This window comes from Mesorhizobium sp. C268A (assembly GCF_040324475.1).
Lineage (GTDB): Bacteria > Pseudomonadota > Alphaproteobacteria > Rhizobiales > Rhizobiaceae > Mesorhizobium.
On the sequence record NZ_JAMYVX010000001.1, the window covers coordinates 1370404 to 1396004 of the forward strand.

The window sequence follows — 25601 nt, forward strand, 5'->3', positions numbered from 1 at the left end:
AACTGCCGTACCGGCTAAAGCGCCAGTGTTCCATCGCCATTCATGGCTTGGCGCCACCAACGGGCGCCAATTTGGACCGCTGCCTCACCCTAATCTCAATGCGTCTTCGAGCCCTCACATCGCCCATCTGCGCTCCGTCAGTGAGATGATCGCCGGGCAATATGAGCTGACCGCCGGACATCGGCAGAATCGTGAACCCCTTCAATTCGGGCATGTCGCTGAGGATGCTCGTCACGGAAATCGCTCGCGCCAGCCCAAGGCCGGCATTGTCTGCTGGATGGAGCGAGCCAATTTCCACTTTGCCCGACAAAACCGGTTGGAGCCCCTTGTCCATGTTGGAGAATTCGCCCGCCATTGCCTGCTCATCCGTGTGTCCGATGACCTCAATCACGTCGACACCGTACGACGTTGCAATGCCCGCGATTGTCTTTGAAAGATCGCGCAACTTTGTTTTGAACGGATCCGAGAGCTCTGCGCTTCCGGTATCGAAATTATAGCCATCCAGTTCGCTGAGACTAATGATCGGCGGCCAATCGTGAGGTTTTGCTGCCTGCGCCGGCTTTGCAGCCTTCTTGAGCGCATCAGTCAGGATCCTGCAGCCCTTTGTCGGTGCCAATGTAACCAAATTCTTTCAAGACCTTCGCCGCATCTACCATGGCCTTGGCCTGATCAACGCTTATGTCGTTGTCCGCAAGGACCTTCGCGACAGGGGCATTTCGCACGGCCTCCTCCAGGGAAATCCCTGCTTCCCTGACCGACTTAACAGCATCCTTGGCCAGGACCAGCTCGCGCCATTCTTCGTCGGGAAGGGCTCGTCCGCTCGCGGGCTGAAACACCGCTTTTATCTGAGCCAGAAGCCGCTTGTTTTCAGCATCGAGCTTTTGCGCATTTTCCTTGCTTGATTGAGCTGCTCTCACCGCCTCATCGGTCTCCTTCTGCTTTTTGCCAATGATGGCACCGGCAGCAAGCAGCAGGCAGAACACCAAAAGGAGCATTGTCTCGGCCATGGTTAGGCCCAGTATCAAACCGCGGCCGTAACCCTTGCGCTCGAAGGCGACCGAAGTCCCGCCAGCGTCACTCACCTGCCCCACCAACTGGTTCGCTTAGGCGGTTCCGTTCGTTCTGCAGGAGGCTCGCTTCCCAGAGATTGGAAAGCGTCTGGTTGGGGCTCAGGCTCGACCTTGATCGGTGCGCTCTCGACGGTGTCATTTGCGGCCATATCTGTCCGCGGCTGTTCTATCGCGATAGGTGCGTTGAGAGGGGGGGCAGGCTTCGGCGCGTGAAGGGTTCTTCCTGCCAGGGTTGCGACAAGGTCTCCGGTGTCCTTGCTTTGCTTTTGCACCACTGCAGCAAGCGCCTGGGTCAAGCGCTGTTGCGCTTGGACGCTCTCCGCTGTTTGCTCCGCGGCTGCCACAGCCCTTTCCACACCTGCCGCCACTTTTGCCACAGCATCGACGATGCCAGCCATGCGGGCTTGCTGTTCCTGCGAAGCCGTCTCTGTTTTGACAGCATACTGAGCGACAGCGCTGCCAAGGAGTTTTACCATCGGCGCCAGATCGTTCTTAAGGACCTCATCAGGGACGACAACCTTTTCCAACTTGGTGGCTACGCTGTCGGCCTGTTCACCCAGTCTACCAACTGAAGACGACATTGAGCTGTTGGCTTTGTCGAGCAGATCGGCTGCCGCCTCGACCCGCTGTGCGATCGACGAGAACTGACTTTCGATCTGCCCAAAATTGTCGCTCAAAGCGGTGCTGAGCTTTCCCGAGGCTTCCTGAACCGGTTTGATCGATTCCATCGCGATTTTATCCAGCGCCGATCTTATGTGCTCTCCGTTCCGCTCCGCTTGAACGGCAATTTCGGCAAAACCCTCCTCCAACATCTGATTGCTGACGCGGCGAAAGTCAGCGAATTCCCTGGTTACACTTTCCATCTCAGCTCTTACACGACGCGTCATATCCGCGAGTTCGTGCCTGGCCGTCCGTTCGATGTCGGCAGGATCGCGGCGCATCTGATTGTAAAAGATCCGCAGAGCAATGCCCGTGATCGTCGACGTCACCGCGATACCAAAGTTCCTCACGATTGTGTCGGTGGATCCTTCGGAACCAAACTGAAACAGCGATACGCCGAGACTCGTCAACGTAAACAGGAAACCCATGTAGTAGAGATTGTCGCCAGTCTGCTCATCGTGGAGCCGCAGCTTGCCGGTGAAGACGGACGCGGCAAGATAGATGAGCATCAGGCATACCGGTGCGCTCGCCGCCATTATCGGGTCTACGCCCGACAGCTTGGCTATTGCGATGAACACACAGCCGCCCAGGGTTAGTGTCGCAAAGACGACAAGGGGCAGGCTCGGATGTCCCAAGAAGGACTCCCCTCGCTTCTTGGCCATCAGTTTAACCCCTCCAACCCTACCAGCTTCTCAAACTCGCCATGATGACCTTGAACCCACCGGGTCCAGAACTCTGCATGTTCGAAAGAGCCAAATGGCTTCTTCGCCCTATCGACATAGAGTATCGTAACCCCCACGCCATCAAGCGATGTCCCGTAGGTCCTGTCAGCCGAACTATCAAGGTACTTCTGATAATCGAGACCCGAACGATATTGTGAGTACAGCGCCGTATGTTCAATCATATCCGACACGACTATTATTCGCTTTGCGGTCTTCTCTTTCGCCAAACCGCTATCGAATAATGACAGTTTTATTTTCTGAATTCCGGCCATGATTGGAGATTGGCTAGCGGATTCTCCATTGGGAATCTGGTCGGGAAGCTTCGTCAGAGGGTCCTCGAATGCATTTTCCCATTTCTTCTGCCGCCGGGACGGATTGTTCGTCCAGCTGTCGACCGTCGAGCCATCGCCCGGGTTGCATCCATCAAACATGACAGTCAGGTCGCCGGGGGTCGGGCCCAGCGTCAATATCCTCAGATAGCCGCCGGGCTCGACGCGCCCAATGGTCTTACGGAATTCATTCTTCAAATCGGCCATGGTTATTGGCGAAATCGGGTCGGTGGCGTCGATCAAGACCGCCGTCAGGCTTACAGGACCGCCCAACGGGCAATTCGTGCTGGCGTCGATTTGGTCCTTCCCGGATCTCGACCACATCCAAACAAAACCGGCCAGCATCGCAGCCGACAGCACGGCCAATCCAACTGCTGCCACAATGGTGCCGCCACTGCCATTCTTTCTTCTGCGGCCCCGCCTAGCCATTCACGCTGTCCGGATGAAGCTTGTCGAGATCTCGGTACTGTTCGATCCCCCGCTCGCATTCCAGCCCGATGAGCCGCACCTGAGCGTTGAGTTCTTCCTGCGCGTCACGAATTGAGGCGCCTAGGTCCTTCTCGCTCCATTCATCGTCGGACGATATCAGGGGTTTTATGCGCTCGAGTCTGTAGGGCGTGGCAAAATGTTTTGGCGCTGGCTCTGTGCGGGCCTGGATATTGGCCTCCCTGTACTTTGCGAGAAGCTGGTTGCAGGCTCGCTCCAGCTGGTCTTGATGCTGCACAAAGAGCGTCAGCAGCCTCGACCGATGATCGATGATCGCCCGATGCTCCCTGCGTCTGCTCCCCAGCCGCTTGACGATGTCCTCCACCTTCTCGTTGTGCTCATCGCGCACCTCTTGCAGAGCCTCGATGAGCTCGCTCTTGCGCTCGATGTAGTCTTCCCTGCGAGCGACCAATCTGTTTTCGACACCCGCATAGCCTGGGTATGGGTCGAGAACGAACCAGCCGTCGATAAATGCAAAAATCGAAAACATGAGACCGATGCCGAACAGAAGCCAGGATTTCACGTCCATAAGGCCAGCCGGATTGGCGAGCATGCTGCGCACGACCTCGACGCCAGCTCCGTCCACAAAGGACCCGCTAACCTCGCGGTAGTGCGCAAGCGCCAAGTTTATGGTCAATGCCAAGCCGATATAGGCCACTATCGACAGCGCGCCGATCAGCTTGACGAAAAACGATCTGTGGGTCACCAGGCGTGCACAGAATATTGCGAAAAGCAGAGCGGCGCCGATGTTCAAAAACGAGAACGCGGCGGCTTCGAGGAGCCCGCCAAAGAACCCCTGTTCATTTCCTTTCGAAAGGAAGTTTCCGTTCATCGCCGTTTCGATGAGGAACAGGAAGATTAGCAGGGAGACTCGGAAAACATGGGCCGCGCCGTGCTGAACCCTCACAGCGCGGACAAGCCCGTGCTTCTGTTTGAACCAGTCGTGTTCCTTCTCCGCATCGTTGAGCGATTTGCGCAGGCCGTGAAGTTCGTCCAGGCCCACCGCGATCGAGGCCTTGAAATCGGAAACACTGGCGGCGTTCGCCTGACGGATCAGACCAAACTGCTCTTCAAAGTCGAGGCCAGCCAGTCGTCCGGACAGAAGCTGTAGGCTGTCCTCGAGGGTGTGGTGTGCGGCCTTCTTTTCGTCCTCGACCCTCTCGATCACCATGTGCTCAACATCGTCGAAAGTCTTGGCCGCCTTCGGAGGTTGGTTCGCCTCTCCCCGCTGCGTTCCACGACCTGCGAGAGCCATTTCGCGATCAATTTTCGCGACATCCAGGCTATTGAACAATTGGGTAGTAGCGCGGAAATCGTGATTTGCGTCCAGCAGAGACTCTCGCAATTTATTTAGTTTTTCGAATTTTGATCCCACCGCACGCGCCCCGCACTCAGATTTTCATACATTTGCCCCAACACAAATGGCTTCTATGCACAGTAGGAGCAAAGGGCAACTGCGTCTTCACAACTCTGCCGCCCGCTGCTCAGGAGACGATTGTCTGATGTAAGATGATGATAGCTGCTGTTGGCAGTGGCCTCACGGTTAATGGTTGGGGCCAGGCAACACACCCGATCCCCGGCCACCTGTGTGGCGAAGGAGGTTGAAGGTCACGCCATCGTAGATCCAATTGCAGCAGCCCATCAATACCAGTTGCCACTTTACGCCAGCAACGACCTGGCCCGGGCGATCAAGAAGGCTATTCCTGTTCTTACTTCGCGCATATCCGCAAGGTGAATCCGCGCGACGATCCGTTCCTACACGACAACGCCACGTTCGCTCCGCTGCGGTCGCCGAGAATAGATCCTCTGGTCGGCGTGCGTGTAGCGCCGGGCCGTGCTTTGGTGAGAAAGTTGCGGATCAAGGTCACGTGCGAACGTTGCTTGACAGCAATTGGGTGCATGCCACCGGCGCAGTCTGCGCGTTTGCGCCAGGTATCGCAGAACTGCGAAAGCTTATTGCGGGACCGACTTCGTAAGTGCGCCCAGCTTCGAGCTAGGACGACACGTGGCCTAACGCGACACCTCCCAATCCTCCATGATAAGCGTGTCACCATCGGCGAAGCCATTCGTAGTAATCTTTTCTCCCACCAGCTTATCCAGTGCGTGGTCTCCGTAAGAAGGCCCGGTTTGCCTCTGGAGCACAAACTTTTGACCCTCGTCGGTCTCCAGAACGACGGCGTCGCGTTCGCTCTTCGAGCCGATATCGGTACGCTCCGAAGTCACTTTCCCAGTGATCGTCACGCGTTCGAAATTCATATCGCTACCTGCTTTCGCATTCTTCGACGTTGAATAGGCCGTCGTCGATTATATGCCCGATGAGCACGCGATAGGTAACGAAATTTCGGTCCAACTTGTCTTTCACATCGTGAACCGTCTCCTTCGTCGCCACGACGACTCTACGGTCGCCTTTCATAGCCGCTTTTGCTGCCTGGAAGGCAGGCCCCCCGGTGACGCTGAAGACCTCGACATTGGACATGCCTTGTGCGCGCGCGATCTCCGTGAAGCGGGCTACCGCTGGCGACGAACCGCTCAACCGTCTTCCGGGGCGGGTCGCGGCCGAAGCGATCGACTCTCCCTGACTGGCGAGCGCGATCCGGCGCGATTTCCTTTCGCTCGCTTCGTCTGCCGGAATGGCCATCGTTTTCGGAACCGCCACGCCCCCGTCCACCAGTGCTTTTTCGGCTGTCGCCGGGCATATCGAAGGATCACCCAGCAGCAGGAACTGTGCGATCGTCTTGAGATTGGTGGCAATGGACATCACTTGTGTCAGGATGAAATTCTGGCGAGCCTGCAGCAGGGCTCGCCCCGAAGACGCGCCGCCGAGCACCCGTTGGATAAAGACCTGGCAAATCAGATCGGCCTGCCCGTTCGACGAAGCGGGCCCGTAGGACACGTTTGTCGAACCGAGAAAGGAAGCGGCCCCCTGCATCATGTAATCCATGCAGATCGGTTTCGCTCTTCCGAGAAGAAGATAATTGTAGAGTTGAGCGCCGTAACAGCATTCAGCGGCTGCGACGGCGCCGGGGCTGATAGCGCCCGGGGGTATCTTGCTGGAATCCATCGCATCGCTGAATGCGCCGGCAGCATCTTCGCCGTAGAAACGGAAGTCGCCGGAGTTTCCATGGCAGTTGATGAAGTGCGCTTTGCTGACGAGCGACGGATCGATAAGGTTATGACCGCTGGGTCCGGACAGGTACAGGCCAGCGGCGCTGCCGAAAACGGCGTTCAGGCTAAGTTGGGTGGATATCTGCCATATGTCTGCACTTATCGAGAAAAAAGGACTGAAGGTCTGTGAGGGCAAAGGCGCGTGAGCGATGCATTTGTCGATCAGGCCGACAAGGATCAAATGGTTCATTTCGCCGACACATGCGGGAAGTCGGCCGACCACCCTTGTCACGTTCAGAAAGTTGGCGGCGACTTTGCTGAAAGGGCTGGGCGACGCGTACGGCAGGTCGCTCGGGATCGTTCTGTCGCGGTCCATGATGCCGGAAATGGGATTGAGTTCGATATGTGGAATGATGTCCGGACCGTCGAGAAGCATGATGTAATCGCACGCGAGAGATCCGTGAATGGCATCGACGGCCTCTTTCGCTCCCCGCTCGTCTTTGGGACCGATGACCGGTTTGCCATGCACCACCGTCATGTGGGCCAGGTTGTCTATATCAAAGACTTGCGTCGTAAGTCCCCGCGTCGCGTCATGAGCGACCATTCGACCCAAGGCGATGTAGATGGCGGCGGCACCTGCCGCGCCATATTTGGCCCGAAGGGCTAGATTGTTGGAAACTATCGCCTTGTGAACCGGTGCCATTTCCTACTCCCCTATCTGATATCGCCGTGGGCTCCCGGCCCGTCGCGTCCCAGCGGCGCAACCGACCGCGAATCCGAGACTACTAGCTGGCCAGGCCAAGGCCTTATCCCGGGTAGACCGCACTCATACCGGTCCGCGTCGGATTACCGATCTTCCATTCGTCGCCGTCCAAGAACTCGAGGTATTCGACCCAGAGCGGATCGCCCGCAAAGGATGACATCGCTACGATCTCCGCGACGAGCGAACGCCCGCTGGAAATCGTTCGGCTGCGGTCAGCGGGCAAAGCAGTCGCCGGGCGGCCGAGATGGGCAAGCACTGACTGGACCGCGTCAACCAGCCCGACCGCAAGCCCCTGGGACGACAATGCGTCCTGTGCCATGACGGCATCGCCGATCTGCAGCGGTTCCCGACGGCCGTTCGACCATTGCATCGTCGTGGCTCCGGAGCGCCCGATTTCAGCGAACTCCGCAGGCAGGTCGTGGACAAGCCATGCCGCGGTCTCGGCCACTTCGGCGCGAACTTCCGGCCAGGCGCTGCGCATCAACGCACCGTTGCCGACGACGCCTAGGCAGATCCGATGGGCATTGCCCATGCGGTAGAAGTATCCGCCTTTCCCCGCGCCGATCCCGAAAGTGGCGACCGTCGCCTCGTTTGTCTCAAAGAGCCATTGGCGACCCACGATCGGTCTGCGCGGCTTGCTGACAGCCGAAGCGGTGACGCTGCTCCGCCCCGAGGCGTCGAAGACCGTCTCTCCGTCTTCTGCGTGTTCCAGCGCTGTATTCCGATCGACCCGTTCCGTCGTGAGTACGACCCCGAGACTTTCTGCTAGTTCGAGAAGCGCAATATCGAGTTCCGGACGGCTTAGGTGAACGCGCCCCGTCGTCATCTTCCGCGAAGGGCCGATCCGGTTCCATTGGCGCATCTGTTCGGTAAATACCTTGTCCACTCCTACAGAGCGTGGGAAGACGCCGGTTTCGACAAGCAACGCCATGGTCTGCGACGGAACGCTTTCGAGCGTCGCTGCATCCCCCTGCGACGGCCAGACGGAGCTGCGGACCTCCGCCTCCATTCCGTTCCGACGAGCGCAGATAGTGGCCATCAGGCCTACCGGCCCGCCGCCCAACACAAGCAGTTTGCGAGCTGTGCCCATGTCACCCGCTCATGGAGGCGAGATCGGTGCGAACCGCGGATCCGCTACGACGTTGAATACCACGATGAAGCCCCCCGCCGCGACAGCCGATGCCAACGAACTGAGGCCTGCGCCGACCATATCCCGGCGCGCTTCGTTGATCTCCGTAGCACCCTGGAAGCGACCTTTCGTATAGCCCGTGTGGAGGTCGTCGAGCACGCCGAGATACGCGGCTTGCAGAGCGACATGGTCAGGCTGAGCAGCATCAGGTTGCGTGGCCGCGGGGTCCCTGAGGTACTTGGCCTCCTGGTAAGCGCCCAGCCATTCCCTGATATCGAGAAAAGTCTGGAAGTGGTCTTCGCCTTCCGCGATTATTGAGCTGACGGCTTCGGCCCATTCCTTCGCGACGCCCTCCGGCATGTCCGAAGGCGGATTTTCCAGTGTCGCGAGAATGTCCATATATAAGCCGTCCACTCCGGCCGAAGGCGCTTCGATATCGATAAAGTCGTCTATCGCGGCCCGGGACGCTACTCTTGGGACCACCGGGCGGTGACCGCCCCCGGGACGCGGCAGCGCATCGGCGACCTGTAGCGCAGGCTTGAAAGCCCCGGGCGGACTGATGGCGCGGATGACGTCGTTGACGGCCCGCGTATGTCTCATCTCCCCGATCGCGATACGCATGATCTCCGCTCGAGCAGCCCGTATGCTGTCTGCGAGAGCGTCGTCTCCGGCGAGCGACGGATCGCCGTCAGGCTTGAACGAGAACGCGGCCGCTAGATACTCGTGAGCCACCGCAAGTTCGACGCCGGCGGCGTACCGCAGGTGCCTGAGTAGCACGGCTCTATTCGGAAGCGGAGCTCCATGCACGACTCCTGGGCGGAACGGCGAGGTCGTCTCGCGCGTGTTGATGACAAAATGCAATTCCTCCCAACGGTGGTTGATCTCGTGATGGTCGAGCGCGCCATCGGGCCTGAACGGGCCCGCCGATGGGGGCGGTTCGTCGCGGACCACGCGATCCGCCCTTTGCCAAGGCACGGAAACGGTCCACTTCTGGTCCTGCGCACCAGACCCTCCGGCGGGATAGACGGGCTGGACGATATCTGGATGATTGCTTGCCCAATAATGACAGCCGCAATCCCGGAAATCGTGCGTCCACGGGCTACAGAGCGACTGGCTCATCTCGCCCGGCAGGAATATCGATGACAACGCGCCTTCGTCGTCGAGGTATCTTTCCCGCTTCGTATTAAGCGTAACCCCCGTTCCGTCGCCCCGCGTGAACGAGACCTTCAGAGGCGCTCCCTCGGTCAGCATCCGGACCGCGGTCCAGCTGTCGGGAGGCCTTCTGTTCGGTCCGTTGCTCTTGTCATTCAGCTGGGAAAGGTCGAACGCCAACTCCCCCAGTACCCCGAATGATCCCTCCAGCCTGCTGACAACAGCAGCCGCGCCATCCCCCAGGTCGTCGGAAAGTGTCTGGTACACTTCGAAATCCTCGCGCGTTATCTCGCCCGCACGTGCCGCCTGGAGTGCCGCGCCGAGATCAACACTCACCAGGCGAATTTCGCGTACCACCGCCACTGCGTCCATCTCCATGAAAGGGACAAAGCGTCGCTCCAGATTTCGCACATCGCATTCGAGCCCGGGATAACAGTTGCCGACGCCGGACTCGAGCCGCGACGAGGCGGGATTTCCGGCTATTCGATGCTTTCCCGTAGCGGGATTCGAGAGCCGCCGATGTGCGGTGACATTTCTTGGGAGCAGTTTGCCTTCGTCGAATGACATTCAGATCTCCACTACGCCAATAGAGGCGGGCTCGAAACGAGTGTAAGGAGCGGCGGTCAGTTCGCAGTACGTCTTGAGACAGAAGGTCAGCCAATCGCGCACGAAGTCACAGCTTGCGACTGTTCGCGTGCTCGCTTCCTGATGGCATCCGCCGGAACAGAGGTATCGAGCCCAGCAGCTTCGACAATCGGTCTGATTATGGACATGACGCGCCGAAAGAAATCCGGCTCTACGATCTCGGTCGATGCCGGACGAATCGCCCAGCTCGAACTCGTCGTCGCCTATGGCGCGATGACATGCATACCACTTGCCGTCGGCACCTACAGAGAAATACCCGCCTCCGGCGCCGCAGGAGAAGGGCGAAGCCCAACCCCGGTGGATCTGCCTCAAAGCGATCACCAGATTGGTCAGTCTGATCGGCATTCCGGCCTTCGCTCTAACCACCTCGCCTGAAGCAACGCCAGCGAGATCTGACAGGTAAGCCACATAGTCGGCATCTCCGAAACCGCTGTCGTCCGCAGTCTTTCGCAACGGCGATATTCCGACCTCCTTGAAGCCGATTCCCAACACCGAATCGAACTGGCTCTGCAGATCGGTTCCGTTCCGGCGAACCGACATCCGTGCAGCGACTTGAGCCAGACCCGGCTTGTCGAGAAGTGGCGCCAGTTTCCGCTCCAGGATCTCGTGGGAACCACGGCCGCGGGGGTCGGGCCGTTGCGCGTCGTGGCGCTCGCGGTCCCCGTCGACGCTGACCGTGACGGCGAACCTGTGAGATCTGAACATCGCCACATCCTCGTCCGTCACCAATGTACCGTTAGTGGTAATCGAAAAGCGCACATCCAGACCACGGCTCGCGCCGATGAACGAAGCGTATTGCACTGCATCGCGTACGAGCTTCCGGTTCATCAGCGGCTCGCCGCCCAGAAATCCGATGGTGACCGGGGCGTCGTGGACGGCGCGTGAAAAAAGTCCGTCGATCGCCCGGAATGCCGTTTCCGCATCCATCCTGGAGGTCTGCTTGCCCGAAAACCCTCCTCGGTCTGCATAACAGTAGCCGCATGACAGATTGCACGAGGACGAGACGTTCAGGGATATGCTTTGCGGCTCGGGCAAAGGGATCGTCGACAATTCTTCTTCGAGGGGCGTTGTCTCCCCCATCGCGGACACGACATCGTCGATTCCTTCCGCATCGCGATCCCAGGAAGCGGACAGCTCCGGAGGCACGTCGAACAAGCGCGAGTAAGGGACCACCAGGATGTGGTCTCCGACCGACGACCGGAACCGCATGTAATCGGGGCCGCCGGAAATTGCCTGGGCATGCATCTTCATCTAGGTGATCCCTTCTTCTTGCCGCCTTCAAGCGATGCCAGAACTGCCTCCTTCCGACGCGCTGATTTCTCCGAGATCTCCGTGACGGGCGCCGGAACGCCCTTGGGCTTGGTCCGCGTATAGGCGACCCATTTCTTCAAGAGCTCATGCTGCCAGCCTACGACGGTCAGCGGCTCTGCATTCGACTGCCGCATAAAGGGAGGCATCTGCATGGACGAAGCGCCCCGGCTCTCGTCCGGTCCGATGAAAAACGGAGGTCTCACCAAGTCGAGAATGCGATTTGGCGTCGAGCCGACAAGCCTTTCCAGGCCTTGAAGGTCGGCCAGGTCACGATGCCGCATTCTGGCGTGACTGGTGAGCGGCAGGGGCAGCTGCTGCGTGGAACCGGGGAGGGAAAAGATCGGATTGCGCAACGGGTCTCTTCCCCCGAGCGCAAACTCCGGTCTCGGCCGATTTCCCTTGTCCAGGTCGTCGGGCTTCAGATCCGCCGTCGGTATCTCGATCGCTCGTCTGAGGACGTAGTCGTCCAGATTGAAAAGAGAGACGGTTTCGTAGACGCGTTCGAAGAAATCCTCGATCCAGGCGTCCAGTTCCTCCCCGTTGATATCGTCGTTTCGTCGTTTCCAATCTCCCGAGCGGTCGTTGAACTCGTCGGCGACCGAAAGAAAGGGCCTGCGGTCCGGCGCGAAATCCGGCGGCGCCACGAATGCAGCCGCACGTCCCGGCCGAATGTTTTCCCCGGCTTCTCCAGCAAGCCGTACTTCGAAGTGAACCTCGCAGGTGTCGTCCACGACTCCCAGCGACGGTCCAGTGGATCCGGTGTTCGAGTCGATCGAGTCGTAAGTGTCAGGAGGAGCCACGATCGGGAGCGTAGACGCACCGTACCAACCCGCTTGATCGTCCAGGAACGCATTCTCCTTGCGAACCGCAGGCTGATCACGGCCAAGTTCGGGCCGGGTCTCGGCGGCCTGCGGCGGACCGTAGAATTTGCCCGTCGCGGGCCAAAAGCGGAACCTCAGCGTCTCTAAGTCGACGTCGCCGAACCAAGGGTGTCCTTCCGCATTCCCCGTGGCCCTGAGAAACTGCACATGGCCCAATGGAATGCTTTTGTTTTCGGGAATCATCGGCCGGGTGGACGGAGGCGAGCGTCCTTCGATGAAGTGCTTGCCGTGATCGGCGCCCGTCAGTTCCATCGGAGTATTGGTTCCGAACACAAGCGCCGGATTTCCCGCGCGCCTCGCGGCCTTACGGTTGGCGGCCGAGACACTTAGAACGACGTCCGCCAGCTGAAATCCGTTGTCGCCGAGCATTTTCTCCGAGAGCGGTGCATCGACCCAGGTGTCCGGTGCCGAACCCTCTGCGCCAGTGCTCGACCAAATCTCAAAGAAAGGAGCGACTGGCCGGATGCGGTCGCCGTCGCGAAAACTGATATCCGTCGGCATGTAAGGTCTAAGACTGCCGTCAGGTTCGACCGCGAGCGTCCACTCAGGAACGAGCGTAGTCTTGCCGTCGTATCGGGGCACGTCCACATCCGCCCAGGCATAGGCCTCCACGGCAGAGGTACTGCTGCCAAGGCGGGCGACCACCATGGGAGGAGTTATGAAGAGACGCCTGATATCGTTCGTCATTGACACCCTCCCATACGCACGATCCTTCGGATCGCCGCGGAAATCGATCTGAACTGGGCTCTGAAGTTTGGGCCGTCGAGCCGCGATTCTCAGGCCGACAACGCCTCGGCGATCTCGGTAATTCTCGTACAATCCTCGCCGCGGCAGCCGCTCGTCGGGCAAACCAGCGACACGAAGCAGTTCCCGTTGGCCACGTAATCTGTGCCGCCGCGAACCAAGATCCCCTCGACGACACCATCGGCGCCGAAAACAGGCGAACCCGAGTTGCCTCCGTACGTATCCAGATTCGCTATGAAGTAGGTAAGCGCTGTGTTGTCGCGCACGTTCGAACCATCAGCGTACTTCAGCGGCAGGCCCGATGGATGTCCCATCACGAACACAGGCGCGTCGTCAGCGATGCGCCCCGACGTACGGAGCCCCAGCACGGCGCGATCCGGAACGGCCCGATCCAACCGAACAAGCGCCCAGTCTTCGCCGGAGCCCGTATTGAGCATCCAGCCGATCATTTCCTTGCCGGAGTAAATATCCTTGTCGGGAATGTTCAGCGTCGTGTTGTTCGCGTCGGTCATCCGGAACCCGAAAACGAACCTTACTGTGCCGACGTTCGCCTCGTTGATGCAATGTCCCGCAGTGGCCATCACGTCCGGTGCCACGAGAAATCCCGTACAGAATGCTCCCGTTGGCTGTTCTGCGAAACGCTCTCCGCCGCAGACCCCCTGTGATCGGGAAAGAGGAATAGTAAACAGACTGGACGTCCCGTCTCCATTGGATGTTACGCCGGCATCCCTAAACAACGCCGCCACGCTTTCGGCAAGCGTGCGTTCGAGGTCATCGACAAACTCATAGTAGTCCTTGCGGTCATCGACGCCATATATGCCCTTCTGCTTCGCGGACAGTGTCGCGACGACGGCCTTGGAGTCTGCAGAAGCTAGCACCGATTTGGTAGCTCCGTCCTTTGCGTCTGGTTGCGCGCCGGGAGCAAGCTTCGCAAAGATTTCTCGCGAACGAAGTTCTTCTCTCAGCTCCGAAATGGAATAGGACTCGAGCTTGATATCTTCAGACATGCCACCCTCCCATGCAGCGCATCTGCGCCAGCTTTCTTACCCTAGTCTCTTGGCCACTTCAAAACTTTTGACGCCACATACATACACATCTGAAGCGACAACTCACCGAAACAATGCATCGTTGTCGCTCTCGTGTCGGTGGGCTCTCCTTGTAACAGCTCGGCAAACAAGCCTCTGCGCCCCCTTAAGGCACCAAAGTATTTGAATCTAGCAAATCACACTAAAAAAAGGAGGTCAATTATTCTTTGAGATGGCGTGATGGAGCATCCACGACGCGTATTAATTCGATCGTTCCGACGCGGCGGCCCCTAAGGCTGACCCATCTGGCTCGTCATGATCGCCGCCGAAGAGCCGATCCTCTGTTGCGACGGCTCAAGCAGCGGAATGCCCTACCGCCAAAAGCAAACGTTGTGTCTAGAGTGCTAGTCGCGAGATCGCTCAGCATATTCTATGTAGCTAAGTTACTAATATGATTCTTATAATTGCATATATAGACAGTTACATTCAGCTGCCCTCTCGCCGGCGGCGCGCAGACACCCGCTGGAAGCCGTGAACAAGCTCGGCAACCGCACGTCGATTGAACTTACCGGAGCTCAACGGCATCTGCGACTTCAGCGACTTCAGCGACTTGGCGAACCGGGACCGCTATCTGCCGGCACGTGTTCAGGTTGGCGTCTCCAGCCGCTTCAGAAACAAGTCAAATAAACTGTCGATTCATAACCACCCTGCGACTCATTTTCGGGTCATCAAACAAACAATTTCAATAACTTATGGGTTTGCATTACATAATAGAGATGAAGATTTTCGCGCTGCTCATAGAGCATCGGCACGACGCGATAAATATTTATGAGATCTTGTTGACGTACCGTAAATCTACTGTCATTTTATGGACTACCGCTAGGGGAAAAGCGGTCCATTTCGATTAAAGTTGACCAAGCCTATAGTGGTCTACAAGGCGACTACTGAAGCTGCTTTATGAAAAAATTGGCCTGCTGTGTCATGAGGAGTTGAGATGCCCATACAGACGGATTTCAAGTTCAATCAGAAGCACTCCGGCGCGCCTGCAGTACCCAAGACCACTGCCAAAGCGATATCGGAAGTCGACTTCCTGGGCCTGCTGCGAGAACTGTGTGGCGACGAACCAGCAGGAAACGCCCAGCGTACTTGGAAGGGACCGGGGTTCAACATGATCTGGCGGCCGAACAAGCCCGACGTGACCCCCGGCTTTGGCAACCAGCCGCACTTTCTGCAGCTAAACATGACCGACGAGACGCTGTCCTTTACCGACATAAGCGGTCCGACGGGCATCGCCAACAGAGGGTTGCTGCAGAAAGATATATTCCTGGGTGGGGTAGCTTATTTGCAGACGATCAATGATAGTTTCGACAACACTGGTCAGCATTTCGAACCCGGCGTGTTTAACAACGTGCCCGAGACAGAAAATCCCGGGGAATCTGAAACCGTAGTGCGCATGGGTTCTATTCCACACGGCACCACGATCAACATGCAGGGTCGTTCGTTCACCGCACCGGAGCCGAGGATCGAACCGACCTCTATCGTGCCATTCCGGATCGGAAGCGTCGATGACGGCGTCACTGACTTGCTCCCGTTTGCCGAGCAGGATCTGTCGACGCCGACGGACTCGCGAACTGATCTGACGCGGGTGGCCGAGCTAGATCAGGCCCACCTCGACAACCCAAACCTTTTCCTGACCGACGTGTTGGCGGATCAAACCATTACCGAAACCGTGGTTCTGGTCCTGTCGAGCGACTCGACATTGCCAGGCTCCGTGCCGGATGTCGGCGGCGGCACCGCCAATATTGCCTTCCTGGCCGGCAAGGGTGTGCCGCCCGCCGGCGGACCCAATGCCAACACACCCCGCGTTAGCGCGGTCTTCTGGATCGAGAGGGGCGCCGACAAGGATGGCAAGCCTCTGTTGCAGCTACAGTACACGCAGCGCGTGATCCTGGACTTTAATGGGCTGAGCTGGCCCCATGTCACCGTGGCCACCCTCCGGCCGATCGATCCATCGACAGTCGCGTAACGTTCCGGGCCTCGCTCATACCAAGTGATTTCGGAGCTTTGCGCCTCATCGCAGATGTTTGATAACCAGACCATCATCCCAAAAAGCAGACGTGCTCATGCGCGTCCTGAGGGAGAACCGGAAATCGGCTAGAACGCCCAACTACGAGCGGGCACGGTGATCGTCTTCTCGCCCGGCAAACTTGAATGAATGTCGTCGAGGTGGTCGGGGCGGCTAACCGCTCTTCTGAGCCCCGCGGCGGTAAATGTTTTGGTCATCGGGGTCGCCGGGCTTGGGTGCCGGCGGGCGGCGCGGAAACGGCTTCGCGAAGTTGTGCGGGACGAACGTCACCGCAATGGTGTTGCCCCTGATGCTTTTCAGCTCGCCGTTCGCGTTCAGGGTCGCGGGGGCAAGCCGGATGGAAATGTCGCCCTTGGCATCCTCGACTGCGGTTATGCTGATCTCAAAGGAATTGCCTCGCCCTTTTTCGCCCGGAAACACACATCGCTGGTCGTGTCGCCGGCATCCAGCATCGCGTCCCACAGGTTGGCGAGGGTCCATGCGATGGGCGCCCAGTCGAGCATCGCCTTACTGGCTGAGCAGCAGGTGGCTGGTGAATGTGAGGATTGGCCGGTCTTTGACGTTGATGCATTCAGGCCGCCGCCGAGGACAGCGCCACCTGCCGGTGCCCCTGAAAGCCGCGGCCCTTATCGTATTAACGGCAACGGCCTCCGGCATTGCCCCGGGGGCACCGACTCGTCGAAGAGCCCCCCTTAAGCCCCATGGCGTTTATCCCGCAAGAGGCAACCCTCAGCACGTAATGACACGGTATTTACGGTGTGGGATCCGCATTAGCCGTATCCGGCGGGAGGTCACAGTGCTTTAGGAGTTGGACAACATCTGGTGAATCTTTCAGACTACCCGGTGCCGACGGAGGCATTGTCTTCTCAATGGCGAGTTTCAGAATTCCGCAGTATTCATTTAGCTCAAGGGACAACAGAGGCAATCGACCCGCTGCCCCGTCCTTTTCGTGGCAGCCGGAACAATCGCCCGGAACTTTTGCTGCAGCCATCGAGACGCTGTTCTGGGGCCACGACGCACCAACCAAGGGATCGTACCGGTTGGTGGAAAACGTTGGCAGATTGAGCGGAGGCTTGTTGAGCCGTCCCATAAGCAAACCTCCACCGAGATCTACCTTGGGATGGACAATAAAAGGGTTCTCGCCGGCGTGGCAACTTGTGCATGTACCGCCGGTGCCGAACTCAATCTCTGCACCACCTGCCTGAAACCGTCCCTGGGGATCCACGGCCAAATCCGGAACGCCTATCGGGATCATATCCGTAGTCGAGAACGGAAATCCGCGTACGATGGTATTTCCGCTCTCGTCGAGCATGGGCATTTGGTTGTCCCAAATGCATACCTTGGACGACAACTGCCCCATACAGATTGCACCGTCCAAGATGATCTCTTGGAGGCTATCGTCCCTATAGCGCGGAAGCGCAAAGCACATTCCTTCCGGATTGCCAGCGCTATAAACCCGCACCTCTGCCGGCGTTCCCACGATAAACTGTAAATTGGGTGGTATAAAGCCCAAGCTTTTCCACCCGATCTTGCCATCCGGATCTATTTTCCCAATAGGAGGAGGTATGGGCACGCCATTGGCACTACATTCGTCCAGATACTTTTGACCAGAACTCGCGCTTATGGAGAAGCCGGAAATCGGACTTGACAGCAGCGCTTGACGCTTCAGGAAGTCGCCGACAGCCTTGTCCGGCACAAACCTCCTGACTGGCGGCAGAACCCCCTTATTGGCGTCACGCAGATCCGCGTCCGGGACGATGACGGCCATAGCGTCGCTCAACGCTTGCAATTTGACTCTTATTTTCTTGGCATCCGTACCGCTCAATGCTGAAGCAATTGATGACAAGAATGCAGTACGCAGTAACAGTTTGTCCTGGGGTGTCGAGGCAGGGATATTGTCGACTTCATTCTTTAATGTTTGGATTTTTGCAACGGTATCGCTGCCAGCGATCTTGGTCAGCTGTTCCTCGTAATAGCGCAAGCTCTCATCGATGAAGGACTTCGTGATGTATATCTGGTGACCTTGACTATTGAAAAACCCGCCATGCCCAACATAAGCAACGGGGTCATCTTGTTGGGTATGTGCCGAGGTGCAAAGGAACGCAAGCACGGCAGCCGAATATACAACCCGTGAAAAAGCGTTGGATACGAACCACGACTTGTTCACAATGCGCCTCCATCTGCACGAGAAAACTAGGATGTATTTTCTGGGCACTCCGGCAGACACTGGCATATGTCATGCTGCAAGTGCTAGCGCGCTATATTCAATCTATTTCTAGGATAGCATGACATGAAATTGTCGCTGTGACTAGAGCGATACCCTTTCACAACTATGGTGTTTCGGGCTGCCCTAAACTGCATTCCTAGAGGTGCGCGTGCCCCAGGGAGCCAAGGGGCGCTGCCCCTCTCTGGCCACAAGCCAATGCGACACGCCCGAGCCTCCGCGCTTCGTTTGTGCGCCCGCGCCGCACGGACGCGCTACCACCGCCGTGCCGATTGCCATTCCGGTGGCCCGGGCTCATTGCCTCCGTCGCGAACGTTCGCAAGACCGGCGCGAAGGACGGTACATGCCGAGCGATCTGTGAGTGCATGATCTTGGCCGCCTGGGCGCCGGTAAATGGCCGCCAAACGACGCTCGCATGCCTAAGTCCACAGCGCGCATCGATTATCGCGTTACTCGATCGGAATCTCGACGGAAAGACTGTTAGATGGCCTAAATTGCCACTTCCAGGGACCGGGATATGCAGCTTGAAGCTCGACAAGCAGGTCAGTTAGGGTTGATACTTTTGCACCACCTTTTGCGAGTTTGTAGGGCTTCTTCCAGGTGATATTCGAATTTGTGAAATAGAGCACAACGCTACGCTTCGAATGAATACTGATTAGACCTTCTACAACCGGTGGATCCGGATTTTCATAGTGCCCGTCAGCTGAAAAGACATAATGCTCCGCTTCGAAGAATTGTAGGAACTCCTGCGGGCTATTCGCGAAACTGCCGTGATGCGGCATTTTTATCAGATCGAGCTTTCGAGCCGAATCCGGCAGGTTGAGTTGCTTCCATCCGGACACAATGTCATCGCCGCGTGCGTCGCCTGTCAGCAACAGGCTTTTTCCGGAGACTTCGACGAGAACAACGATCGAGGACAGGTTGGGAACAGAGATATCCAATTGTGTCGCGAAAAGCCCTTGAAGCGCGGCAACTCGCGCCGACTCGGTGGTCGCCTCGAGAGCCTTGCGCCATGCATCGCGCAGAGCATCTAGCCGGTTCTGAAGCGGGCCGATGATCGTGACAGTCGCCCCGTCGATGTCGATCCCGATCTGTCCCGCACGCGCAGCGATCAACCCACCAAGGGGATCGTTGCCCTGCAGTTTGAGCGAACGCAGACTAGCTGCCAGCTTGTTGCCCTGGGGAATACTCTGGATGACAGCCTCCCCGTCAGGGCTGAACGCGCCCCCCGGAAATAAGCCTGCCGCCGCAGTGGAAAGCTGCAACGCAAGCGCACCGCTTGACTCAACCTGCCCGGCCGGCGCGGGTCCAACTATTTCGTCGAACGAGTTGAACCAAAAGCGGCGAAACGCCACGTCCCCAGGGTGGGGCAAGGCATGTACGAGTTCATCGGTAAGCCTTTCAATCCCGTTGATATGGTCGTCGTCAATGTGACTAACCATACCGAGGTCGACAGTGAAGGGCTTGGTGGAGCTGATCTGCTGCAGACGTGGCAAAAGAACATCTTTCCAGACGGACACCGTCTTGCCGCCAACAGCTGTGTTGCGCGGACCCCCGTCGATAATCCATACACGCTTCGCTTTTTTGGGATCGTCGTAACGCAAGATCAGGCAGTCGCCATAGAGGGCGTTGAGTGCTTCGAAAATGACCATTTGGCGTTTCCCTTTTCAGATGGACTGGAGAGCGCGCAGGACGTCGACCAGCCCAGCGCCTTGGAAGTCGCGCTCCCGACCGAGATCAGTTGCCGTGCGCATCAGTATCTCTTTGATTCGCGCTGGCCGGCCTATGAGTTCCGGATTTCGTGCCATCAGCAGTACTGCAGCCCCGCTGACATGCGGAGCTGCCATCGAGGTGCCGTCCATGCTCTCAGTCTTACCCCCAGGGACGCTGGAGGTGATCTTTTCACCCGGTGCGACGAGATCAGGCTTGCGGCGACCGTCCCCGGTCGGTCCGCGGCTTGAAAAATAGCTGACGCCGTAAGCATGCGGATCGCGTCGATGGGTCGAGCCGACGGTGATCACGCCGTCGGCATTGCCAGGATCAGTAATGGTTATCTGGCGATATCCACGACCCATGCTTTGTTGCTTGGCTTCGCTGTCGAATCCGGTGTTGCCAGCCGCTACCACGACCACAGTGCCGGAATCGGCCAGCCGGTTACATGCTTCGCAAATGGGCGTCCGTCCGCAAGCATAGCTGTCGACGTAGTGGCGCAACGCCAGAGACAGGTTGGCGCCATGTACGACCGGATAGTCCCGGTTCCGGTTCAGCCATCCCACAAATTCGACAGCGCTCAGAATGGTGAATTCCTCGCTACGCCCCTCGTCGTCAAATACCCGAAGGTCCAAAATCCTAAGGTCAGGGCACATGCCAATCAGCGGCGTTCTGATGTCTTCGGGTTTCTCGAGTCTCGCGGCTAGGATGCCCGCGACATGCGTACCATGACTGCTCAACGGCACCTTGTAGGCCTCAGCAGTATCGTGTGGAATTTCGATCAACGGTTCGATGATCGCCCAGTCGAGATCCCTGGCGAAGTCACCCCGCTTGCGTAGATGGTCAATATTATCTGCAAATGCCGGATTGTTCAGGATCGCGAGGATGTCGGGCGGCAGATTGGGGTTATTTGGCATATAGGCCGCATTCTGGATGACCCTCAGACGTGTGAAATCGTATGTCTTGATGATCCGCGAGCGCTTAAGCCTTTCATACTTCTCGGATGGACCACACGTTTGATCGATCGTCGGAATAAATTCTTCAACCGCATCCTTAGCTTTGGCGTCCGCAATGCCTTTTTCGAGGTCTGGGTCGTTCCAATTGAGAAACGCTGGATGAAGCGCATCTATGCCACCATCGATAACCGCGTAAGTCATGGCGCTGGTGTCGATCTCAAACAATCTCTGCGCCGCATCCGCCTTTACAGTTCGTCTCGAGTCGAACAGCATCGGCGCGGCGGGGCGATTGAGATTGACGGCGTAAACCTGGGGTTCTCTCAAAACCTTTTTGACTTTCCGGCTGAGGCTTTCGCTCGACGGCGACAACGACTCGAAATCGCGGTCATCTCGTAGTTGAGCGCGGCCGCTCAGCGGTGCAGCGAAGGCATACTCAAACGGCCAGATCAGGCTCATGAGATCCTCGGCCATGGGCTCTTTTACGCTGGCGAAATCGAAACGATCCTGACCGAGATTTTCAAACTCACTCGCCCCCCCGTGTCTCGACAACGCCGCGAATTTTCGGATGATGCCGATCAGCTTTCTCGCATCGGCAGCGTTGGCTCCCTTCAAAGCCTGAGCGAAGCCGGCGACTGCTGCCAGCCGGAAATATTGAATGCCGTCGTTGCGGCACTTGCTAAGGATCCTGGACAATGGGTCGCCAGATTTTTCTAGATCCGAATAGGATTTGTAGTCGGTCAAGTTGGTCCAGAACCGCTCCGACAGACCTTGCCACCAATCCGTCATGGGTATGACGAGCTGGATGACCGTACCAAGATCGACAGCCGCGACGACAAACCCGCTGTTTAGGGCGACCATTTCGACGTGAATATCATGGCGGTCACGAGGTGCCTCGCGCAAATAAGATGCTATTTCCCCCGGTGAGGCGCCTCGCCATGGCGTAATAAGGATGTCGACCTTGTCGTCGGGCAGTGATTTGTCCGCATGACGCGCCTTTGCAACGCGTTCGGCACGACGGATGAGCGCAATCCAGACATCCGGAGCTATGGGGCTATCCTGAGTTCGTCGCGCGTGACCAAACGTCTGGATCACGAAGCGACGTAACGTGTCGTCATCGAGAACTGGCCATCTCACCGGAGTTGTCATGTTTCCCCTCCATCCGCCGTTCCATCGGAAGACCGTTCCAATTCCCCTCAAGCCTGGAACCGGTTGGTCCCTCACATAACCAGCACAGTGTCAGGTCCTGCCCCGATGGCTCTGCAAGAGGAGCCGGCAAGGATGCCAATTCCTCTTTGCATGCACCGACTGCTCAAGCGAAAGGCTGCGCTCACAACATTATGAGAGCGTCCCTTACCTATTATTTACTTGGCTATTAAGCCCTCCCCGCCTTGTTGCTATAATCGCGCAAAACTGCCGTGTTAGCAATGACGCTTTTCGAACTTTCCAGGGCGGCGTGCGTTCTTTAGGCAGGTGGATTTTCTTAATCAGATACTAGCGCTGAACTGTAAAATTATGGCACTATGACGACAGTCGAGCAAAGGGGGGATAGATGGTCATCGATGGGGACTGGACCGTATTTGGCATTGGTTGCGCCGGCGGAGTCATCGCGGAATTGCTGCATTGGTGGAATTTGCGCGAGGCTGCTCAGCTGCCTACCTACGGAAGCAGCCCGTTCTACTGGGCCGTCACCGTCGCCATGACCATTGCCGGCGGGTTCGTTGCTTGGCTCTATTTTGGTGGCCACGCGGAAGGCATAATCGCCTTTCACGTCGGTATCTCCACGCCGCTGATCCTGCAAAAGCTGGTGACCAGCGTGCCGCAAGCTGCAGGCGCCAAGAACGTCGTGGTCAAACCCAGCGCCAGCATCCGTAACTTCTTCACCTGGTAGCACCGCAGTGATCGGCGCGGTGATCGTCGGCATTGGCGCCTACCGAGCGGGTGCCGGAACCACACTTCCACCGCTCAAATATGCGCCGGCCGATGCAGATGAGGTTGAGCGCTATCTGACCACCTGCTGGCCGCGCCCTGGCGACCTCAGGGTCGCCAGGGTTCCGGAGGCCGGGGCGACTGCGGATGCAATTAGGCAAGCTTTCGACAGCTTGGCGGCCCTCGGTCGCCTTGAGCTCTGCTTCGTGTTTCTTTCTGGCCACGGCCTGGTCGATGAATCCAACGCCGGATTCATGGTTCAGCCAAATGGACAAGGCTTGGCGTTGTTCGACGCGACAGCGCTCGACAGCTGCATTGGCTCGGTCCGCGCGGAAAGATCGATCCTGATCCTGGATTGTTGCTTCGCCGAGGGCATCGTTCGCAAGATGCACTATTTCTCAGCCTTGGGTGACAGCGCCGCACGTCTCTACATCGCCTCCTCCCGCGAGCGGCAGCTCACGTGGGAGGACGATGAGATTGGACACGGCGTCTTCACGGCGCATCTGCTTGATCTCCTCAAGACCGGCAATGCTGTTCAACTAGGCGGCCGCAAGGACCGGCTGGATGTTGACTCAGAGCTCTTTCCCGTTTTGTGCGAACAGGTGCCGCTCTATGTGCTCGATCACAAGGGTGGAGCCCATCAGGAACCCGTCAAGGGCGGTGTCTCAATCTCTGCCGTGAGCTTGCCGGTGTCCAGCCTGGCGCGAGGGCTGCGGGAACGGACCCCTCTCGGCACTGCCCTCAGGCGGCTGCGGCAGCTCGCTACCGGGCTCGCGGTCGCGGGCGTCGCCATGATCCTGGTCGCCTACACGCTTCTCTACTACGTAGAACCGGGCCAAAGCGGTACCTTCATCGTCCTTCACGGCACCCGGTGGCTGCAACCGGTGCTTAAACTCCTGCCACTGAATCGGGTCGACACCGGGATCGACATCGCCGAGATATCGGCAAACGCTGCGGCAGCCGCCCCTTTGCAGTCAGGCTATACGACCGGTATTTGGACGCACGTAGCCTCAGAAGGCTATCGCGGCTGGTTTGACGCCGTTGCAGCCGGCCTCGAGCCGGCAGCGGCGGCCCGCTACGCCGCACTTGTCGGAATACCGGTCCCACCCCTGGGCGAAGATCCTGGGCCGGCCGCGGTGGAGCAGTCGGCCTGGATGGCCTTGGCAGATTCCCAATCCGACGCGCCTTCAGACGTTCTGAAGCACATTCCAGGCCAAGACCGGATTTCGCCGCAGCCGACACCATTCCCCATCAACAGTATGGATTTCCAGATTTTGGATCTGACGGCCGAGTCGATGCAGAGTTACGCGCGCGCCCTCGGCTACGGCGCGGACCTGGATCCGATCGCCGCGTTCCCAGCGTATGTAGGCTTCTCTAAGGTTACGCAGGAATGGCTTACCTATAATACCGACGCGCAGCGCGGTCGAGACGCACGAGTGAGGGTTCGCGACAGCGTCGCGGATGTTCTCGGCATCATCACCCGGGCGCGCACCGATCGCGGGCTGGCGCCGCTCGAGCCGCAGGATCGCCTCCTCATCCAGGGTCTGGCCGACATGGGCTATGGCGATGTTCTTGGCCTCGCCTTGAGCAGGGTTGATCTGGACAGCGCCGACCGCATCGCGCTTGGCACTAAGGCGCTGGGGCAGTTTCATGGCGAGCCCGACGATCCGGCTCAGGGTGCGGCATTTCAGACGATCGTCGCAAGCCTGGACGCCAGCCCGCAGGCCAAGCAGTTGGTCGACGCAGTGGCTGATATTTTCGCCAAATCCGCGAATCCTCAGAATAGCTATTTCACCCACTTCCTGATCCTCGCCGCCGACGCTCGCGCACTATCGCCGCAGTTGGTCGATACGTTGCTTGTCGCGGCGCGCCAAAGCGTGGCGAAATCAGAGTTCGACTTCGAAGATAGCGAACTGGCCCGTGTCCTGGCGCACGCCATGAGCCACGTCCCCGAAGGGGATAGGCAAGTTGCGTTCGCCCTCATCGAGCGTGCCGCCGCAAACGTCACGGAAATGTCGATGTCCACGGCGGAAATGTTCGCGGCGCTGGGCAGTCTCCGGCTTGATCCCCCGGGCACACTGGAAAAGGTGGAGGCTCAAGCCTTCAAGGCCGAGCCTTACACAGGCGGTTCTGGTTCCTCCACCCAGGCGTTTCCTGGCATTGCCATCATCGTTGGGCCCGGCCCCTGGATCGTCGCGTTGGCGCAGATCGGTCGGACAAGGGAACTCCCCGCACGCGACATCGCGTTCCTTCGCCATCACGTAGTCGATCCGGCGCTAAGAGCTGACATTGTGCCGGCGCTTATGCACCAGGCAGAGTCGATTGCCCCTGCCGCCACTACCGAGACCTTGATCAATCGGCTGGGATCATTTCCGCGAGACGCCCGTGACCGCAGCGTCGAGCAGGCGGTTGGCGTTGGCCAGCTCGCGGCCATGCCCCGACTGGACTTCGTCCGGGCATTGGATAGCCTGCGACTCGCGCGGTCAAACGCCGCCGAGCCAGAGCTGCGTATCGTCCTTGGCCTGACTCTCGTCGAGGCGCAGATCGCCCGTGGCGAGCCAACCCAACGCACAGTCGCATACGCACAGTGACTTGCGCGACTTCGTGCCGAGGCTGAAGCGGATTTCGCGGCCCGCCTGATTTCGGGAAGCCTTGGCACCAGTGACGACAAGAAAAT

At 58.4% G+C, this 25601-nt stretch carries 19 protein-coding genes; 3 read left to right on the forward strand and 16 right to left on the reverse strand.

Annotated features, from left to right (window positions below):
• Positions 1–40: 40 nt before the first annotated feature.
• From NKL06_RS06875 to NKL06_RS06930, 12 genes are all read right to left on the reverse strand, one after another.
• Complete coding sequence (locus NKL06_RS06875; protein ID WP_050587062.1) at positions 41–616, reverse strand: OmpA family protein; 576 nt, start codon at positions 614–616, stop codon at positions 41–43.
• Positions 582–1082 (reverse strand): hypothetical protein, encoded by a 501-nt coding sequence (locus tag NKL06_RS06880; protein ID WP_245267118.1) that lies wholly within the window; start codon positions 1080–1082, stop codon positions 582–584. The genes NKL06_RS06875 and NKL06_RS06880 overlap by 35 nt, the downstream gene beginning before the upstream one ends.
• A complete protein-coding gene (locus NKL06_RS06885) occupies positions 1079–2392 on the reverse strand; it encodes a methyl-accepting chemotaxis protein (protein WP_023692689.1) in 1314 nt (437 codons plus the stop codon). The genes NKL06_RS06880 and NKL06_RS06885 overlap by 4 nt, the downstream gene beginning before the upstream one ends.
• Positions 2392–3210 (reverse strand): hypothetical protein, encoded by an 819-nt coding sequence (locus NKL06_RS06890; RefSeq protein ID WP_023692688.1) that lies wholly within the window; start codon positions 3208–3210, stop codon positions 2392–2394. The genes NKL06_RS06885 and NKL06_RS06890 overlap by 1 nt, the downstream gene beginning before the upstream one ends.
• Entirely contained in the window at positions 3203–4642 is a 1440-nt protein-coding gene (locus NKL06_RS06895) for a hypothetical protein (RefSeq protein ID WP_023692687.1), read from the reverse strand. The genes NKL06_RS06890 and NKL06_RS06895 overlap by 8 nt, the downstream gene beginning before the upstream one ends.
• Before the next feature lie 635 nt (positions 4643–5277).
• Entirely contained in the window at positions 5278–5523 is a 246-nt protein-coding gene (locus NKL06_RS06900) for a hypothetical protein (RefSeq protein ID WP_023692686.1), read from the reverse strand.
• Positions 5524–5527: 4 nt separating this feature from the next.
• Positions 5528–7075 carry a C25 family cysteine peptidase gene (locus NKL06_RS06905; protein WP_023808240.1) on the reverse strand — a complete coding sequence of 516 codons (1548 nt, stop codon included), beginning with the start codon at positions 7073–7075 and terminating at the stop codon, positions 5528–5530.
• Between the two features lie 103 nt (positions 7076–7178).
• Entirely contained in the window at positions 7179–8225 is a 1047-nt protein-coding gene (locus NKL06_RS06910) for an FAD-dependent monooxygenase family protein (protein WP_023692684.1), read from the reverse strand.
• 9 nt (positions 8226–8234) lie between these two features.
• Positions 8235–9983 carry a ferritin-like domain-containing protein gene (locus NKL06_RS06915; RefSeq protein WP_155927448.1) on the reverse strand — a complete coding sequence of 583 codons (1749 nt, stop codon included), beginning with the start codon at positions 9981–9983 and terminating at the stop codon, positions 8235–8237.
• A complete protein-coding gene (locus tag NKL06_RS06920) occupies positions 9984–11312 on the reverse strand; it encodes a radical SAM/SPASM domain-containing protein (RefSeq protein ID WP_023692682.1) in 1329 nt (442 codons plus the stop codon).
• Positions 11309–12940, reverse strand: a complete 1632-nt coding sequence (locus tag NKL06_RS06925; protein WP_023692681.1) for a hypothetical protein — start codon at positions 12938–12940, stop codon at positions 11309–11311. The genes NKL06_RS06920 and NKL06_RS06925 overlap by 4 nt, the downstream gene beginning before the upstream one ends.
• An 89-nt stretch (positions 12941–13029) precedes the next feature.
• Entirely contained in the window at positions 13030–14004 is a 975-nt protein-coding gene (locus NKL06_RS06930) for a trypsin-like serine peptidase (RefSeq protein WP_023692680.1), read from the reverse strand.
• A 1012-nt stretch (positions 14005–15016) separates the two neighbouring features.
• On the opposite strand from NKL06_RS06930, the gene NKL06_RS06935 reads away from it, so the two are divergent.
• Positions 15017–16048, forward strand: a complete 1032-nt coding sequence (locus NKL06_RS06935; RefSeq protein WP_023692678.1) for a heme-binding protein — start codon at positions 15017–15019, stop codon at positions 16046–16048.
• Positions 16049–16261: 213 nt separating this feature from the next.
• Here NKL06_RS06935 and NKL06_RS06940 read toward each other — a convergent pair whose 3' ends face one another.
• The 4 genes from NKL06_RS06940 to NKL06_RS06955 form a co-directional block, all read right to left on the reverse strand.
• The gene (locus NKL06_RS06940; protein ID WP_023692677.1) at positions 16262–16528 is read right to left on the reverse strand and encodes a hypothetical protein; all 267 of its coding nucleotides are present in this window, start codon (positions 16526–16528) and stop codon (positions 16262–16264) included.
• 331 nt (positions 16529–16859) lie between these two features.
• The gene (locus NKL06_RS06945; protein ID WP_023808238.1) at positions 16860–18275 is read right to left on the reverse strand and encodes a hypothetical protein; all 1416 of its coding nucleotides are present in this window, start codon (positions 18273–18275) and stop codon (positions 16860–16862) included.
• Between the two features lie 506 nt (positions 18276–18781).
• Positions 18782–19984, reverse strand: a complete 1203-nt coding sequence (locus NKL06_RS06950; RefSeq protein WP_023692675.1) for a ComEC/Rec2 family competence protein — start codon at positions 19982–19984, stop codon at positions 18782–18784.
• A gap of 15 nt (positions 19985–19999) precedes the next feature.
• Positions 20000–22144, reverse strand: coding sequence for a S8 family peptidase (locus NKL06_RS06955; RefSeq protein ID WP_023808237.1), 2145 nt, complete (start codon positions 22142–22144; stop codon positions 20000–20002).
• A 403-nt stretch (positions 22145–22547) separates the two neighbouring features.
• Between NKL06_RS06955 and NKL06_RS06960 the strand changes: the two genes are divergently transcribed.
• Together NKL06_RS06960 and NKL06_RS06965 are read left to right on the forward strand one after the other, a co-directional pair.
• Positions 22548–22886 carry a hypothetical protein gene (locus NKL06_RS06960; RefSeq protein WP_023692673.1) on the forward strand — a complete coding sequence of 113 codons (339 nt, stop codon included), beginning with the start codon at positions 22548–22550 and terminating at the stop codon, positions 22884–22886.
• A 7-nt stretch (positions 22887–22893) separates the two neighbouring features.
• A complete protein-coding gene (locus NKL06_RS06965) occupies positions 22894–25515 on the forward strand; it encodes a caspase family protein (RefSeq protein WP_023692672.1) in 2622 nt (873 codons plus the stop codon).
• Positions 25516–25601: the final 86 nt, after the last annotated feature.

What these genes read in the sequence shown, in the direction of transcription:
- NKL06_RS06885 (WP_023692689.1), bottom strand. Translation starts at nt 2,392, where the DNA reads ATGGCCAAGAAGCGAGGGGAGTCCTTCTTGGGACATCCGAGCCTGCCC.
- NKL06_RS06890 (WP_023692688.1), bottom strand. Translation starts at nt 3,210, where the DNA reads ATGGCTAGGCGGGGCCGCAGAAGAAAGAATGGCAGTGGCGGCACCATT.
- NKL06_RS06900 (WP_023692686.1), bottom strand. Translation starts at nt 5,523, where the DNA reads ATGAATTTCGAACGCGTGACGATCACTGGGAAAGTGACTTCGGAGCGT.
- NKL06_RS06905 (WP_023808240.1), bottom strand. Translation starts at nt 7,075, where the DNA reads ATGGCACCGGTTCACAAGGCGATAGTTTCCAACAATCTAGCCCTTCGG.
- NKL06_RS06910 (WP_023692684.1), bottom strand. Translation starts at nt 8,225, where the DNA reads ATGGGCACAGCTCGCAAACTGCTTGTGTTGGGCGGCGGGCCGGTAGGC.
- NKL06_RS06915 (WP_155927448.1), bottom strand. Translation starts at nt 9,983, where the DNA reads ATGTCATTCGACGAAGGCAAACTGCTCCCAAGAAATGTCACCGCACAT.
- NKL06_RS06920 (WP_023692682.1), bottom strand. Translation starts at nt 11,312, where the DNA reads ATGAAGATGCATGCCCAGGCAATTTCCGGCGGCCCCGATTACATGCGG.
- NKL06_RS06925 (WP_023692681.1), bottom strand. Translation starts at nt 12,940, where the DNA reads ATGACGAACGATATCAGGCGTCTCTTCATAACTCCTCCCATGGTGGTC.
- NKL06_RS06930 (WP_023692680.1), bottom strand. Translation starts at nt 14,004, where the DNA reads ATGTCTGAAGATATCAAGCTCGAGTCCTATTCCATTTCGGAGCTGAGA.
- NKL06_RS06935 (WP_023692678.1), top strand. Translation starts at nt 15,017, where the DNA reads ATGCCCATACAGACGGATTTCAAGTTCAATCAGAAGCACTCCGGCGCG.
- NKL06_RS06950 (WP_023692675.1), bottom strand. Translation starts at nt 19,984, where the DNA reads ATGGTCATTTTCGAAGCACTCAACGCCCTCTATGGCGACTGCCTGATC.
- NKL06_RS06955 (WP_023808237.1), bottom strand. Translation starts at nt 22,144, where the DNA reads ATGACAACTCCGGTGAGATGGCCAGTTCTCGATGACGACACGTTACGT.
- NKL06_RS06960 (WP_023692673.1), top strand. Translation starts at nt 22,548, where the DNA reads ATGGTCATCGATGGGGACTGGACCGTATTTGGCATTGGTTGCGCCGGC.